Here is a 15,909-nt window from a genome sequence, read left to right on the forward strand (position 1 = left end):
TGAGAGATTCCTAAGTCAAGCCGCCAGCCGCTTCAGCCCCGCAAAGTCGATCTTGCCACTGCCCAGCTTGGGCAGCGCATCCACTTCGATAATCTCGGCGGGGATCATCAGCGGATTGGTGCCGCGGTCGATCAGGCGCTGGCGTAGCGTTTCAGGATCCCCGCCAGGGGTGATCAGCAGCACCACCCGCTCGCCCTTCTTGTCGTCCTTCACATTGGTGGCGGCGAACTCGATCTCCTCGTTATCCACAACCTCACGTACAGCAGCCTCCACCGCGCCCAGGCTGATCATCTCGCCGCCGATCTTGGCGAAGCGGGAGTAGCGGTCGACGATGGTCAGGAAGCCGTCCTCATCGACATGGCCCTTGTCGCCGGTCTTGTACCAGCGGCGGCCATCCAGCTCGATGATCGCGTCGGAGGTTTTCTCCTCATCCTTCAGATAGCCCTGCATCACCTGGCCGCCGGAGATCAGGATCAGGCCATCCTCGCCCACCGCCAGGGTTTCATAGCTGGTCGGATCGACGATGCGGAAGCAGCTGCCCGGCAGCGGCATACCGACAGTGCCCTGCTTCTGTCCCTTCTGCACCCGCCAACTGGTCGGGTCGATGGCATCGGGGATATTCACGCTGGCCACCGGCGCGGTTTCGGTGGCGCCGTAGCCCTCGTAGATGGTCTTCTTGAACTTCAGCTCGAAGGCATCGCGCACATCGGCGGTCAGCTTCTCGGCGCCGGCCACCACCACGCGCAGGGAGTCCAGCATCATCGGCTGCACCTTGCGGTTGCGGGTGTACAGGCGCAGGAAGGTGGCGGTGCCGCACAGGATGGTGCCGCGATATTTCGAGATCGCCTTGGCCACGTTCAGCGCATCGGTGGGGTCCGGATGGCACACCGCCGGAATCCCCTCCACCATCGGCAGCAGGCTGTTCACCGTGAGGCCGAAGGAGTGGAACAGCGGCAGCGTCGCCATCATCACGTCATCGCCCCGGGTGTTGAGCACATCGCTGATCTGCTTGATGTTGCCCATCAGGTTACGGTGGGTCAGCACCACACCCTTGGGTGTGCCCTCACTACCGCTGGAGAACAGGATCTGCGCGGGATCCTCCAGATCCACCGCCCGGCCCTGCAGGCGATAGAGCAGGTCTGCCGGCAGCAGGATCGCCGCCAGCAGATGGCTCAGCAGGCGGGCGCTGCTCATGCGCTCCTTCAGCTCCTCCAGGTAGACCACCCGCGTACCGGCGAGCATCGCCTCCAGATCGATCCCCTTGGCGAGAAGCTTCTTGGCAAAACGGGCGGAGGTGTACACGGTCTGGATCTCGCTTGCTGCAATGGCCGCCTGCACCGAACCGACCCCGGCGGTGAAGTTCAGGTTCACCGCGGTCTGGCCGTTCAGCATCACCGCCAGGTTGGCCATCACGCCACCGGCGCTGGAGGGCAGCACCAGCCCCACCTGCCGCTCCGTTTTGCGCGGGCTGATCTTGCGCATCGCCTGGGCGATGGCGGTGGTGCCGGCAATCACCCGGGCATTGCTGTACTCACCTCCAGAAGAGTCGATCAGGCTGATCGCACGCAGATTGGACTTCGCCTGTTTCAACCAGGCCAGCGGCAGGGTCTCGAGCTGGGCGGTATAGCCCTCCCAGGCGGTGATCGACAGCTCGGCCACCTTCTGTTTCAGCTGCTCGGCCCTGGTCTCCAGCGGCAGCGGCTCGCCGAAGGCGACGATCACATTGCGCTTGGAGCCCCCGGCCGTGTTCTCGCGCAGCTTCTCGCTGTGGGAGCGGGACAGTCGGCTACCCCAGAGCCCGCGCAGGTAGAAAGGTACAATTGCCCCCTTCTCCACACCCTCGACGGTGCGTTCGTAACCGGACTTGAACTCGCCCAGCTGGCCGGTGCGGCTGATGCCACCCTCCGGGAACAGGCACACCACCTCGCCCTTCTTCAGTGACTCGTTGACGCTGGCCAGCGCATCGCGACTGTTGCCCGGGCTGATCGGAATGGCGCCGAACGCCTTCAGGAACGGCTTCAGGTACCAGGTATCGTAGTAGTTACGCGCCATGACAAAGCGGATCTCACGCGGGCAGGCGATCTGCACCATCGCCCAGTCGACCCAGCTGATATGGTTACCCAGCAGCAATACCCCGCCCTCTTTCGGCAGATGCTCGAAGCCGATCACGTTGACGCGGTAGGCACGCTTCATCAGTGCACCGACCACAATCCGCACCAGCGATTGCGGCAGCTGGTAGAGGGTGTAGATAGCGCCGCCGATAGCGGTCAGCGCCAGCAGGTAGAGCAGCCCCTTGCTGCTGAAGCCCAGCAGCGAGAACAGCACAGCAAGCAGAAGAAAACCGAGCATGCAGATGTTCTGCACCCAGTTGTTGCCCGCCAGCACCGTACCCAGCTTCGACTCCGGCGCACTGTACTGGATCAGCGAGTTCAGCGGCACGATAAAGAAGCCGCCGCAGACACCCAGCAGCAGGAACAGCACGCCGATGCTGGCGGCGCTCTGCAGCGAGGGCAGCAGCATCAGCGCGGCGGCGATACCGATGGCACCGGCCGGGATCAGGCCCAACTCGATATAGGCGCGGGAGAGACGCCCGGCGATCACCGAGCCGATCACGATGCCGATGCCGGTGGCCGCCAGCAGCCCCTGAATCACCACCGTGTTGGTCTCGGCCAGCGTCGCCTTGGCATAGGCGGGAAACGCCGCCAGCACCACCTGAGAGATCGCCCAGAACAGCGACAGACCGACGATGGAGAGCCAGATCGCCCGGCTGGAGTGGATCGCCCTCAGGTTATGCCGCAGGTAGCTGCCGCGCAGGTAGTAGTTCAGCTGGATCCGCTTGGCCCGGTCACCCGCCGTTTTTGCCGGCAGAGTGTAGGTGACCAGCCATTCGATCAGCGCCAACCCCACCAGGATAAAGCCCAGCGGCGCGATACCCCGGACAATCGCTTCAGGAGAGGTGGCTCCTTGTTGAAAAACGGGCTGGTAGTAGTACTCGAACAGCGCCGAGAACAGGAAGGTACCGGCCAGAATCGACACAATGGTCACCGCCTGCACCCAGGCGTTACCCTCGGCCAGCCGCTCATCGCCCACCAGCTCGCGGATATAACCATACTTGGCCGGCGAGTAGAACGCGCTCTGAATCGACAGCGCCAGCGTCAGGCCGAAGGCGATCTCGAACCAGCCGTTAAAGTAACTCAGCGTGATCAGCAAAGTGCCCGCCACCGCCGCCAGTGCGCCGTAGCGCAGCACCTTATGCTTCGGAAAGCGGTCGGCCAGAAAACCGGCCGGCGTGAACAGCAGGATAAAGGGCAGCAGGATCAGCCCGTTGACGATGGCGGTCAGGATCACCTGGGTCTCGCCATCCCAGGTTTTGAAGATGGTGTTCTGAATCACGATCTTGTGGCCAAGATCGACAAAAGCGTTGATAAACACCACCAGGATATAGGGCAGAAATCCCTTTATAGCGCTGAGCTGTTTCATGGCCGGTTCCATCGATTTTGTGAAGGGGTTTAAATGAAAGACCGCTCAAATGTCGAATAACCGCTAACTATTCACAACCTTCATCGCACACGTCGCATCTCAAGCATCAAAAGGTATCGTATTATGCTACCTTTTCACGGATAGACAGCTGCGACGGACAGACCGATGGCCAAACAGACCAAAGCCCTGATCGCCACCCTCAAACGCGCCCTGAAAGCCAGCGGCAGAACCTACGCCGACGTGGCCCAGGCACTGGCGCTATCGGAAGCCAGCGTCAAACGCCTTTTCTCCACCCACCAGTTATCCTTAGACCGGCTGGACGAGATCTGCCAGCTGATCGGCATGGAGATCTCCGATCTGGTCAAGCAGATGGATGAAGACGCGGGCAGAATCGAACGCCTCACCGTCGAGCAGGAGCGCGAGATCGCCACCGACCTGACCCTGCTGCTGATCACCGTCTGCGTGCTTAACCGCTGGACGCTGGAGGAGATCCTGCGCGTGCATCAGCTGGACCAGCACACCTGCATCCAGAAGCTGGCCCGGCTGGACCGGCTGCAGATCATCGACCTGCTGCCGAAAAACCGCATCAAGCTGAAGGTCGCCCCCAACTTCAACTGGATCGAAAACGGCCCGATCCAGCAGTTCTTCCAGCAGCGCATCGCCGCCGAATACTTCAGCACCCGCTTCCAGGGCGACGACGAGAGCCTCATCGTGCTCAACGGCATGCTGTCGAAATCATCCAACCAGGCGTTCCAACGCCGCATGCAGCGCCTGGCGCGGGAGTTCGAGGAGTTCAACCGGGAGGATGTCGCGCTGGAGTTCGAGCAGCGTCATGGGGCGACAGTGATTATTGCGATTCGGGGGTGGAGATATGGGTTGTTTAAGGGGCTGGAGTGATTCGTAGCGCCCTATCAGGAGGCACGCGCCAGCAACGCATCACGCGCCTCGGTAATCCGCACAAACTGCTCATGGCTACCGCCCGTGTCCGGATGCGCCTTTTGCGCGAGCCGACGATAGGCGGCTTTAATCTGGGATGAGTCCAACGTGCCCTCTACCGGCAGGTTCAACGATTCACGGTGCTTGCGCTCAGAGTACTGTTCAAAAGGCGAAGGCTCCGCGCGACGCGCATTAAAGCGCGCAAATGCCTCATACATATGCTGCTGCGCCGCACGGCGTTGTTTGTGGGATTCCCGACGTAGCGCCACCTGATCCTCTTGCCAGCGTTGGCGCGACATCACAACACAGGCGGCAAACTCTATATATCCCTCAGCCTCCAACGCATTGAGACTGATCGGCCCGACCATATCGTAAGGCTCGTCCAGCCAGACCTGCCGCCCTACGGAGTCCTCTTCGACGCGGCCAATTGTCACGGTATCGACAACACCCAGAGCGCCGTTCCAGATGATCCAGAACTCCTCTTCGATAGATGGCGGGATACCAGACATAGGCTGTCCTAAGTTGTTTGATGATGTAGGTGTTTGAGTGTGTGCTGCAAGACGCACGCCATTAGCACGACTCCAAAACTTCGGAGTTGTCCCGGCTAGGCGTTCTACAGCCACATGCAGAGCTTGGCGGGATAGTTGATTCAAAAGGAAGAAAACCGCCCTGGTGTTTGATGAACATGATGGGGCAACTGAGACTATAGCTATGAGGTGGTTGGAGAATCGACTGATTAGAGGAAATGAATGACCAGTCTAATTTCCGCCACTGAGCACGCATATTCAACTCCGCTTTTCGGCATACAGTGGACATTAGCGGGGAGCGAATTCGGCTGTCGCTATCGACCCTGAGCAGTCTTTCAGATTGCATTAGAATGTAACTCTGCTCCCAAACTCCGCCGAAAATAACAGGATATTGTAATTTTTAGATTGAAACCAAACTATAAAATTCGTAAAAATAACGATTTTGGATGAAAGTCTCTATCTCAAAAATAATTGATATATTTCGACAGGTAATTATTTTTAAATTTCATAATAAATTATTATCAGTATATATATTTCCATCATCATGATCATTTTTAAGAATTCTTTTCATCAACCTCTTTTCAATGTATTCCATACCGCTAGAATCATTTTTTAAACATAATTTTTTATATCTGTAAAATTCGTCATTGAATTTTTTATCCACTCCAATAGGAATTAATAATTCCCCAAGTGAATTTATAGTTATATACTGTGCACCCGTACCCTTTTGAAGCAGCTTTCTTCCTAGACTATTGGCATAAATTGAGCGGATCGAAAATAGCGCCTCAATAGGATCTACGATTCCCTTAGATCTTAAAATAAGTATACAGTCAGATATGATCTGCCTTCTTTCCAGCAAGTAGATTCCAAAAGTTAAAACGCAATTCCTACCTACTCTCTTCAAAATCAAATCATTTTTATTAGCATAAACATATGCTGAGTTTTTATTAGCTATACTACTATTTTCGTGATTCCAGTGCCCATCCTTATAAGAGCTTGTGTGTAATATCATGCTATTTTTAAAAGGAAGATTACTGCTACCTCGGTATATATCAAAAAGATCATGTATTTTCGTGAGTGGCAGTTCCATCCTCGAAACTATTGAGTTATAAATCCTAGTAGAATCATGGTAAGAAAAATCGAGCCTATAGTTACTGTTTTTTAAAAAGTTCTTTTTTAATATGATACGGTCATTTTCTGAACCTATGAGCGCCATAGATCTCGAATTTTGAGATTTTTTTATAACTAAAATATAAAACTGTCCTTCAATTGAAGGAAAATCGAAGCTCTCCAGCTCGTAAACATATTCAACACTATACTGATTGATTAGACTTGATCTAAAGCTATGAGAATGTTTGTTTTCACTTGATATAATTGATTTTGGGACAATTGCGATAATGCTGCCACCGCTTTTACATAGTTGGATAGCTGCTTTCAAAAAAGCAAGTTCTATAGGTTGTTTACTTCCATCAAAATAAATCCAGCTTTTCAATTTTGCTGAAAACGGGGGATTCATCAGCACTAAATCATATGTGTCTTTATAAAGCTCTTTATTCTCTTCATACCAACTTAAAAATTCGGCTCTTAAAAAATTTACATTTTTAAACTTATTATCAAACTCATTTGATATATAGTCTATACAATTACCATTTTGATCAATGGCTGTGATTGAACATAGGGATTTTCTGTGGTCTGGTAAAGTATGAATTAGCGCTCCATTGCCAACTGACGGCTCGAGAATACTAGTTATTCTTTTAGGCAAGTGCTTTCTAATAATTGAAACCAAGTGATCTGGTGTATAGTGCTTAATCATATTATTTAAAACACAACATCATAAATATGTACTGCGCCAACAGACTGGCTACGACCATGACTTTTTATTGGGTGATCATACAGCAAATTTGTATCTTTAAAAACTGCTGTAAACAACAATGCTCCTAAGCTATGTGGCTTAGAACCTATCGGTGCTACCGTCAACTGTGACTCATCTTGCATTGATCGACGTAGCTGATCTAGTTCGTAGAAAACAGCTGCTGGATTATCAGCCCCGCAAAAATATACTCTCCCATCTAAGTCGTTGTCGTTTACATACTTTATGTTATTTTCAAATGCATCTATTTCCCAGCCAGGTTTGTACGGAGGAACACCAAAAAATAACGAGCAATCGCTAGATGCGATATTCAATTCTTCTAGAGCTGTTTGTAACCTATGACCTTCAAAACCGAGAAAAAATACAACATCATTGGGTTCTTCTAAGTCTAGACGCTTAGATATAGTAGGAATGCCACTAAACCCTTTAAATTTATCTGTAAGGTTGAATACTCTTCCACCAAATACTTGGGATTCTTTTTTTCTATAGTCTTTTGGCTCAGTATAAATAATAGAGATTTTTTTCTTTTTTAAAGTTGAGAGTACGCGTAATAACAATGCCAGCTCTGGAACACCTAAAGTTGTGGCATCTATTAGAACACTATCAAATGAAACCTGATTTATATAATCAGATAGACCGTAACATTCAACAGTATCACCATTAACATCCAATCTCATATCATCGGCATTGTATGCCATTGCAACTAGAGAACTAGAGTTTGATTCTGCATAGTTATATGAAATATTCCCTCTATCATCAATAGCTTTTCCACAAAAAGTAATATCCCAACGTCGATTTTCATCAATCAGTTCTTCTATCGAATTAAACTTGAACATTTTTAGCTTCATATCAATACAAAACCAATTCTAAATAAGGGTGTAGTTATGTGGCACATTATTATCATCCAGGTCCCATTTTGATCTAAAAGATCGTTCAAGCCCTTTTATTTCTTCATCTGACCCACAATGCAATACTCTAAATTGCTCAGGAGAAATATCGAGCTTTCTTTTCTTTCTGAAACTAATAAAGAAAAATGGTGCATAAATAGGGTTCAGAACCCACTCTACAGAATCTGGGTTTGATCGATCTTTTTCCTTAGTACTTTTTACCTTATAAACCACACCCCATTTTTCAGCTTCCAAAATAAAGTTCTGATCGTCTTCGCTTAACCCTGAATATCCACCTCTGATACTAAAGTGATTAACTTCTGGTTCACTTTGCGTTTTTCGCATTTGAGAATATTCAAAAATATGCCCAATGTTGTAGATGAACTTTTGTATTCTATTACCCATCACACCGTACGTCGGTGCTTCATTTAGTATATCTTCACTTGCTGATCTAGTTGCAAGTGATTGAACTTCAATAGGGATAGAGTAGCTTTCAGAGTCATTAGAAAATCTATGTACAGCTGCATTACAAAGTTCTAAAAAGTGTCGAATATTACCTTTAGCTAAACGCACAAATGAGTTAAAACCTGCATACAAAGGACAAGGTCGATCATATGCTCTAAATAAATTAAGATAACAGCCAACGAAATTATTTGAAACCCAAGATCCATCACCAGAAAACTTTGATTTTTTGCCATCTCTTAACTTGTTGAACTCATCAATGACATGATTAGCATCAATAGTATTCCTAGATAATAACGCTGGTAGTACGATAATTTCCTGAGGAAAGTTGTCATCAAATACAAAATCTAGTTCTGGCTTTTTATTTTTAAGATGCTTTTCAATCTCCTTCAGAAGTCGACTTCTTATTCTGTCATTTTTAATAGCCTGATCAGCCATTTCTTTGTAACTATAGCCCGGCAGTATTCTCTTTGCAGAATCTATTATTTTTGTTTTATATTCGTTTGTTTTTCTTATATTAATAGAGCCTTCTCTTTTTATTATTTCTTTATCAAAAGCGATATGCTTGGAATTCTTAGATATTCTATGCAAAAGTATTTCGGCCGCAAACAAATCAAAATCTGATTTCTCTGAAAGGAATTCGTCAAGGTCTATATTTCTGTAGTCTGCAATACCTTGAATACTCTCATTCCCTAGTGTTTCATTAATTTTCATTCCATTAACTTTCATTGCTATATGAAATATTAATGGAGCCCTTCCATGCTTTATCTTTGTGTTTATTGTTTTTTGTTGATATTCAAGTAAGTTCTCATATTCATCAATGTAAAAAGAAAATATGGTATTAGATAGAGACGGTATTTGTGCTTTTATCTCATCGATTAGGCCATCTGTCACGAAAGAATCAGGTATCTTTATAAGATCCTTCAACGTTGGAGGATTGTATATTGCATTTTCACATTCTCTAATTTTTTTCTTAATTACCCTGACAATATTACTATAGCTTCCTTTAAAGGAAGCATCATAATCGGTGAGATGATCGAAATTTAGTCTCTCAAGGTCTTCAATCGAGAAACAGTTTAACCTACTCGTGGCGATACTATTCAAGCTCTTTAATATTTCCAAAGATATACTGAGTGTTAAATAGTGCTTAAAAACTAGAACCCAGTCTACCTCATCTACTTTTTGCTTATTAAGCATAGGTAAAAAGTTTGTATCTGCTCTCCAATAAAGTCCAATATTAAGAAGGGAATCTTCATTAATATCTTCTCTCGATTTAGAGAATTGAGAGTGATGGGAAAAATATCGAAGCAGCATTGTTTTTCCACACCCTCTACCACCGACAATTCGTCTTGCTTTTTTAGCCTCTTTAAGGTCTAGCTCGTCAAAGAAAAGTGGAATGACAAAGTCATCCCATACATCGAATCCTAGCTCTTCCGCTCTATTAGTTGTAAAAGCAGAACGAAACGATTGGGATTTACTAGTCATATTCAGCACCTAGTCAAAAAATGATTTTCAATTTTATCAGACCAAAGCAAAGGTAACGTTGCATTTGGAGTCGCATGGTTAAATCCATATGTTAAACTGAGATCTTCATAGCCAAGCGGCATGCTGAAACCTGTACCTAACAGCGATTGTGAAATGCTCAAATATAATGCTTTAGCTGCATCGCATGTATTAATATTATCAGGAAGCATTCCATTATCTGAAAAAAATAAACCGTTATTTTCTGATAAAATTTCAGATGCTGCTAGTCTAAGATTCGGAAATTTACTCTTGACCTTTTCGACTCCATATTCATGGGCCGCTAAAGGTACATAGAGCGTTGTTATATTATTAACTTCGATAATTTTTTGATTTTCTTCATAAAACTCAGAGAACTGATTTCCTGTACCTAGAAAATCATCTATAAATATGAAAAGCTTGGCACCATCTTTTATTGATTTATCTATTTGATCTGGACTAATTATAATTCGTTTATTAACACCTACCTGTGTAATATACTCTCTCGAAACAATTTGCCCACTTTTATAAGGACCATCGTTTTTTCGTAGGACAGGTACTAGTCTAATAGGAGTTCCTGACTTAGTGAGTGTCTCCGGCCATTTATCCCTATACTTCGAAAAGTATTCCTCTTCTTGGAGTAGTTGAGGTATTTTCCTAAGAATGATTTGAAAAATCATTGCCTTAGTTTGTGACTCGGAGCGAAAGGTAAGATTATCTAATATGAAGGCTGCCAAGTACCGCTCTTCAGGATTTTTAAAAGAAGAAAGCCATCTATTTAACTTATTTCGATCAATTCCATTCCATATTTGTGATCTAATTAGGCTGTCACATCTTTTTTTTATTTTGTCGATATATAACTCAACGCTATTTGGCAATTCTAAATAGCCACTCATGCGAAATCCTTATCATATTAAAGTACTAATACGCTATATAATATATAATTTTTTTTATAATTGCTATTTTTTTAAATTTAAATATCAAATTTATATAATTAAATATATTAAAATAGAAAATTGTATTAAATAAATTTACCTGAAATATTATTTTTGAAAAGATATGTCTATAAACATGTGTACTGATATCAATGCCTTTCTATTAGGCAGATTCAAATTACGATCATCAAGTAAGTTAGTAGGTTTTAGCTCTTCCAGACGTTTTCTTTAACGGACGTTTTGTGCCGTTAGCCCGCCAGGGACACAGCACACTTTATGTCTGCAAAGGCCAAAAGCAGTCTATGCGGTAACTCTTTCCACCACGTCAGCTCCGGGTCGTTAGCGGTCACCGGCACTCTTCGCCTCCGTCCTCTAAATATCACCTAGCCCCGGTTAAATTCTTATGCCGTTAGGTTTGCAATCCATTTTCTGCTTTTGAACTGGTTCTTCCATTTTCGACTCAAGCCCTGAAAATATGTGCGGTGACAAGAGTATTTTGACCTCGGGCACTTGATAACCACGTTGGGCCGGCACCCTCACCAACGCCAGTCCCACCTGCCCACAAACCTTTTCCAACAACTCATCCCGCTGCTGACGTTTGCTCTGCTTATGGCTGGCATCATCCAGCTCAATGGCACAAACCGGCGTCAGGTCATCCGCCTTACAGATCACAAAATCGAAGTGTTTGGCGCTGATGCGGTTGAAGGCTTTCTGCCACTGGCTTCGGTTACGCTTACTGTTATGTGAGCGTTCAGGCTCAATCAGATCGGCCACGCGGACCTTGCCGAAGATGCGGTGTTGCTGAGGGTCAATAATGGAGTCGAGCACACCGAGAAAGGAGCGCTCGGCGGCGGTGAAGAGGGTTTTGCGCTGGCGGTAGCGGTAGTCGCCTGTGTCTTGGTTGGATGCACCGGCATTGCGCTTCTGCGCGATCAGCACAAACACGAACAGCACTACCACTAACGGAATAATCCATTCCATCGACAATCTCCCTGATTCCGTGTCGATTAAGTGCTAACTGCCCATGTAGCACATATGGGTATTGAGTTTCGGTTCTCGGCCCGTTTTTGGCAAGCCCTCTCTGTCTGCAGATAGCTGCGCTCTTGATCTGCACAAATCTTCCAGACAGCTGCTGCCTAATGGGTTTAGCTGTTACTCTTTCTGCATCAAGCCAATAGCGTCTTCAGGTCATGTCTGCGTCCACACAGGATAACTGGGTTCATTTCTCCCGCGATGCCGATACCGGTATAGAGCTGTTTCGCACCCATATCACCGGCAACACCCACGCCTACGATCCGCACTGGCACGACGACTACCTGATCGGCTACAACGAGCAGGGGTTGCAGCAGTTCCACTGTCGTCATCAGGTGCAGCGGGCCACGCCGGGCAGCAGTTTTCTGATCGAACCCGGCGAGCTCCATGACGGCGAGTCGCCGCATCATGAGGGGTTCACCTATCGTGCGCTGTATCTCCCGGCGGACTGGCTGCACCGGCAGCTGGGCGGCATTTTCGAGAACCTGCCCGACCACTACGAGCTGCGGGCGGAGTCCACCCTGTCGGAAGATCGCCTGTTGTTGGGCAGCATCGCCTCGGCCTATATTGCGCTGCGGGAGAATGAGCCGCGCATCGTGCGCAACGCCTGTCTGGATCAGATGATCGAGCGGATGACCGCGCACCTGAGCTGGCGCAAAACCCAGAACAGTGAACTGCTGCTGCCGCGACTGGCCCGCGAGGGACGCGACTTTCTGCATGCGCATCTGTATGAGGATATAGGGTTGGAGCAGATGGCGCTGGCGTTGGGCAGCGACCGTTTCCGCATCAACCGCTCGTTCAAGGCCGCCTTTGGCATGGCACCCCATACCTATCTGATTCAGCTGCGTCTGGTCGAGGCGCGGCGTCTGCTGGCGAAGGGAGTTAAACCCGCCGAGGTGGCCAGCGACCTCTGCTTCTCCGATCAGAGCCATCTGGGGCGCTGGTTCCGCCGAGCCTACAAACTGACACCGGCGGCCTATCACCGCAGCTGTAGCCCTGGCTGAAACTCTGCACGGGCGTTACAGAGTCGCTCCACCCGAGCAGGAACAATGATGGAGACCACCTAGAAAGGAGTTTCCATGTCTACCGACGCTTTCACATTAACGCTCAGCTTTTCCCTGTTCGCCTTCGTTGCCTCCGCCACGCCGGGACCGACCAATGTGCTCGCGCTGAACAACGGCAGCCGCTTCGGCACGCTGGCTACCCTGCCCTTTGTGGTCGGCGGCTCCTTCGGCGCCTCGGCGATCCTGCTGCTGACCGCCAGCGGACTGGCCGGTGTGATCACCGACTATCCCCTGTTACGCACGCTGCTGGCCTGGAGCGGAGCACTCTGGCTGAGCTGGATGGCGTGGAAACTATTCCACGCCCCCGGCGTCAGCGGCGAAGCGCAGCATGGCGCACCCCGGGTTCGCTGGCACCACGGCGCGCTGATGCAGCTGGTCAATCCGAAAACCTGGATGATGGCGCTGACCGCCAGCGCCCTGTTCGCGCCGGCTGGCGAGGCCGGCCATACCGCCAACCATAGTCACAGCCTGATGTTGGCGCTGATCTTCTTTCTGGTCACCATCCCCTGCATGGCCGCCTGGGCCTGGCTCGGCGAAGGCAGCGGCCGGCTGCTGAAAACCGAGGCGCAGCGACGGCTGTTGAACCGGGTGTTGGCGGTGTTGTTGGGAGTGTCGGTTTGGGTGGCGCTGCTGAGCTGATCTCGGTTACCGATCAGCGCAGCAGACTCACTCGGCCAGCGTTACGCTCAGCTCATCGCCCGCCCGCACGATGCTGTCGGCAGTGGGGGTCTGGGTCGCGACCAGTTTGCTGTCGTCGATATCAACACCCTCTTCGGCCTCTACCGCGACACTCAAGCCCAATTGTTCCGCCACGCTGCGGGCATCCGCCAAGCTGCGGCCAACCAGTTCCGGCGCCAGCCTCAGTTCGTCCACGCCGTCCGGTGGCGGGATGGGTACGATGCGAAAGGTCAATTTGGCGCTGACATCGGCGCTGAATCCGTATTGGTTGCTGTACCCGGCGTCGACCGGCGAGGCATAGAGCTTGCGACTGGTGTTCAGCCCCTGACGACCCAGCACGCTGCGGATGGCGGGTGTAGTGGATTTGATTGCCGTTGCCGACTGCGCGCCCGCCGCCCCCTGCCCCAGCCGCAGCGCCACCCGGACCTCGCCGGTGGTATCGGGCAGGGCGTAGAAGGTGGGTCGGTAACCGATCTCCTGCAGCAGTTTGATCTTGGCATCGTCGCTTTCGGCATAGATGTCCAGCACCGCCGCCAGGGAGCCTTCGTCGAGTGCCTGTTGCGCCTGGGCCACGCCCTCACCCACCGAGGCGATCACGTCACCAAGGGGGGAGGCAACCACATCCTGTACCAGTGTTCGCAGGTTTTTCATGCTGATGTCCTGTTAGGCTGAGGTGGATTTCAGTTCGCCGAACACCACCATCACCTCACTGCCGTGAGCGAGTTGGGTGCTCGCAGCGGGGTGCTGGCTGAGCGCCTGGCCGGGCACACCCTTGCCCTCGCCCAGTTGCTGGTGGGCTGCGGTCATGCGTAAACCCACCGAGCGCAGCACCCGGCGGGCCGCGGTTTCGGTCAGGCCCACCACGGCGGGTACGGTCACTTTCGTTTCGGCCGAGGCGGCATCGTCACCGAACAGTTCCGTGCTTACGCCACCGCCGGAGCCGCCCATGACGATCGAGCTGCCATCATCGGTCAGCGAGCCACGCAGGTCGACCTTGATACTGCCGATGCGGAACGGCAGGTTGTCTTTTTTCAGTTGCGTGTTCGAGCTGTGCAGCTTGCTGCCAAGGCCCACCAGCACATCCTCGATTTTCGCCGGCTCTTTGGCTTTGGCCCGGATCGCCTCGAGCTGTTGAGCCAATTCGAGTTTCTCAGCGTTGACGCTGCCCAGGTCGGCCCTCAGCGTGTCTATCGTCAGGTTGGCGGTGTTGAGTTTTTCGGCGGTGAGGCTGACCTCCCGGGTCTTGTCCATCAGCTCCGAGTTCAGTTGCAGCTCGCGCGCCTTGAGCACTTGCACCTCTTTGTTGCTCAATACCGCAGCTGTGAGCGCCTCGTTCAACTGCGGCGCGGCGGTAGGCTGCGTTGGCGTGCCGATATCGACACGAGTAAGGCCCGCCGCCAGCCTGGGGTTGGCGGCCACCATGCGATTGATCGCCAGCGTCGATATCTGCGGCGAGACCGGAGCGCCGGCGATGGTAATCACCGTGCGTGCAAAACGGCTGTCACTCTGTTGCAGGCGGTAGGCGGTCTCTTCGAGCCGTTCCACCTGGCCGAAATCGACCAGCAGCGTTTGGGCATTGACGTCGAACTGCATATAGCCGCCCTGCGCCAGGACGCGGGGCGACGGATTACCCAACTCGGTCAGGCGCAATGCCGGCGCCATCGGCTCATTGGCAACATTGGTCGCGGTGGTCAGACTGGCTTTGCCCTGGGCATCGGTTTTGGCCCTGGCCACGGCCTGCCAGCGACGGGTACTCAGACTGTAGGCCTCAAGCACCAGACCGTGACCCGCCGCGGGTTTACCCTCATCGGTCAGCAGGAGGACGGTGGCGACAACCTTACTCATCAGTCGATCTCCTTGCCGATTACGATGCGCAATGTCTCATAGCCCAGTTCTGCCACCAGCACGATCACGGCCGCTCTTTGCAGTGTCGGCCCCAACTGCACCCGCGCGGTGGCGCCCCCCGAGGTGTCGGTCTGCACGACGGCACGCTCCAGCGTCACCGCCGAGAGCCGGGGCGAATCCACGCCGGCGGCCTGGGACAGACCGGTGGATGCATCGACATCCAGGTTCAACTCGATATCGGCGCCGGCGAGCACCTCTCCGGCGCTGGTGGTGGCGGTCAGTTTGAGAATACGCTGATCGCCCTCCGCATCGATCTCGGTCATCAGCCGGGGCACCGGCATGCCTTCCCCCGGAGGCACGGCCACAAAGCGTCCGGTGATGCGGCTGGTGACCTCCTTGGATGCCTCTCCGCTGACCACGGGGGCGAAGATAAGGCGCACCCCGCCGCTGTTGTGGGTTTCCGACTTCAGCCGAAAGCCGACTTCAAAATCGAGATGGGGGATACGGTATTGCGGCGCAGGACGGCCGTAGCCATCCAGTGGCGGTATGCTGTTGAGTTCCTCCTGTGCCTCGCGCAGGCTCTCGGCCATGCCGACCAGCACGCTTTCCAGGGTATCCGCGATGAACCGTCCTTCGCTCATTCCATCTGTCCCATAATCTTAGAGTTCACTTCATTGCCGGGGTTTATCGATC

13 protein-coding genes are annotated in these 15,909 nt (G+C 51.2%); 3 read left to right on the forward strand and 10 right to left on the reverse strand.

Going from position 1 to position 15,909, the window contains the following annotated elements:
- Positions 1-15: 15 nt before the first annotated feature.
- On the reverse strand, positions 16-3,480 hold the full coding sequence (locus IEX40_RS05235) for an acyl-[ACP]--phospholipid O-acyltransferase (protein ID WP_188746060.1): 3,465 nt from the start codon (positions 3,478-3,480) through the stop codon (positions 16-18).
- Between the two features lie 165 nt (positions 3,481-3,645).
- On the opposite strand from IEX40_RS05235, the gene IEX40_RS05240 reads away from it, so the two are divergent.
- Positions 3,646-4,377 carry a helix-turn-helix domain-containing protein gene (locus IEX40_RS05240; RefSeq protein ID WP_188746061.1) on the forward strand — a complete coding sequence of 244 codons (732 nt, stop codon included), beginning with the start codon at positions 3,646-3,648 and terminating at the stop codon, positions 4,375-4,377.
- 14 nt (positions 4,378-4,391) lie between these two features.
- Here IEX40_RS05240 and IEX40_RS05245 read toward each other — a convergent pair whose 3' ends face one another.
- The 6 genes from IEX40_RS05245 to IEX40_RS05270 form a co-directional block, all read right to left on the reverse strand.
- Entirely contained in the window at positions 4,392-4,925 is a 534-nt protein-coding gene (locus tag IEX40_RS05245; RefSeq protein ID WP_188746062.1) for a J domain-containing protein, read from the reverse strand.
- 523 nt (positions 4,926-5,448) lie between these two features.
- Complete coding sequence (locus tag IEX40_RS05250) at positions 5,449-6,756, reverse strand: Eco57I restriction-modification methylase domain-containing protein (protein ID WP_188746063.1); 1,308 nt, start codon at positions 6,754-6,756, stop codon at positions 5,449-5,451.
- A 5-nt stretch (positions 6,757-6,761) separates the two neighbouring features.
- Complete coding sequence (locus tag IEX40_RS05255) at positions 6,762-7,649, reverse strand: hypothetical protein (protein ID WP_188746064.1); 888 nt, start codon at positions 7,647-7,649, stop codon at positions 6,762-6,764.
- Between the two features lie 30 nt (positions 7,650-7,679).
- Complete coding sequence (locus IEX40_RS05260) at positions 7,680-9,647, reverse strand: ORC-CDC6 family AAA ATPase (RefSeq protein ID WP_188746065.1); 1,968 nt, start codon at positions 9,645-9,647, stop codon at positions 7,680-7,682.
- A 2-nt stretch (positions 9,648-9,649) separates the two neighbouring features.
- Positions 9,650-10,558 carry a phosphoribosyltransferase-like protein gene (locus IEX40_RS05265; protein ID WP_188746066.1) on the reverse strand — a complete coding sequence of 303 codons (909 nt, stop codon included), beginning with the start codon at positions 10,556-10,558 and terminating at the stop codon, positions 9,650-9,652.
- Between the two features lie 432 nt (positions 10,559-10,990).
- Positions 10,991-11,578 (reverse strand): DUF2726 domain-containing protein, encoded by a 588-nt coding sequence (locus IEX40_RS05270; RefSeq protein WP_188746067.1) that lies wholly within the window; start codon positions 11,576-11,578, stop codon positions 10,991-10,993.
- A 209-nt stretch (positions 11,579-11,787) separates the two neighbouring features.
- Between IEX40_RS05270 and IEX40_RS05275 the strand changes: the two genes are divergently transcribed.
- Both IEX40_RS05275 and IEX40_RS05280 read left to right on the forward strand, forming a co-directional pair.
- Entirely contained in the window at positions 11,788-12,633 is an 846-nt protein-coding gene (locus IEX40_RS05275) for an AraC family transcriptional regulator (RefSeq protein ID WP_188746068.1), read from the forward strand.
- 75 nt (positions 12,634-12,708) lie between these two features.
- Positions 12,709-13,332 (forward strand): LysE family translocator, encoded by a 624-nt coding sequence (locus tag IEX40_RS05280; protein ID WP_188746069.1) that lies wholly within the window; start codon positions 12,709-12,711, stop codon positions 13,330-13,332.
- A 27-nt stretch (positions 13,333-13,359) separates the two neighbouring features.
- Here IEX40_RS05280 and IEX40_RS05285 read toward each other — a convergent pair whose 3' ends face one another.
- From IEX40_RS05285 to IEX40_RS05295, 3 genes are read right to left on the reverse strand one after another with little or no spacing between them, the layout of a single operon-like run.
- A complete protein-coding gene (locus tag IEX40_RS05285; RefSeq protein WP_188746070.1) occupies positions 13,360-14,022 on the reverse strand; it encodes a PASTA domain-containing protein in 663 nt (220 codons plus the stop codon).
- Positions 14,023-14,034: 12 nt separating this feature from the next.
- Positions 14,035-15,216 carry a PASTA domain-containing protein gene (locus IEX40_RS05290; protein WP_188746071.1) on the reverse strand — a complete coding sequence of 394 codons (1,182 nt, stop codon included), beginning with the start codon at positions 15,214-15,216 and terminating at the stop codon, positions 14,035-14,037.
- Positions 15,216-15,857, reverse strand: a complete 642-nt coding sequence (locus IEX40_RS05295; RefSeq protein ID WP_188746072.1) for a hypothetical protein — start codon at positions 15,855-15,857, stop codon at positions 15,216-15,218. The genes IEX40_RS05290 and IEX40_RS05295 overlap by 1 nt, the downstream gene beginning before the upstream one ends.
- Positions 15,858-15,909 lie beyond the last annotated feature (52 nt).

The organism is Marinobacterium zhoushanense, assembly GCF_014641945.1.
Taxonomy (GTDB): domain Bacteria; phylum Pseudomonadota; class Gammaproteobacteria; order Pseudomonadales; family Balneatricaceae; genus Marinobacterium_D; species Marinobacterium_D zhoushanense.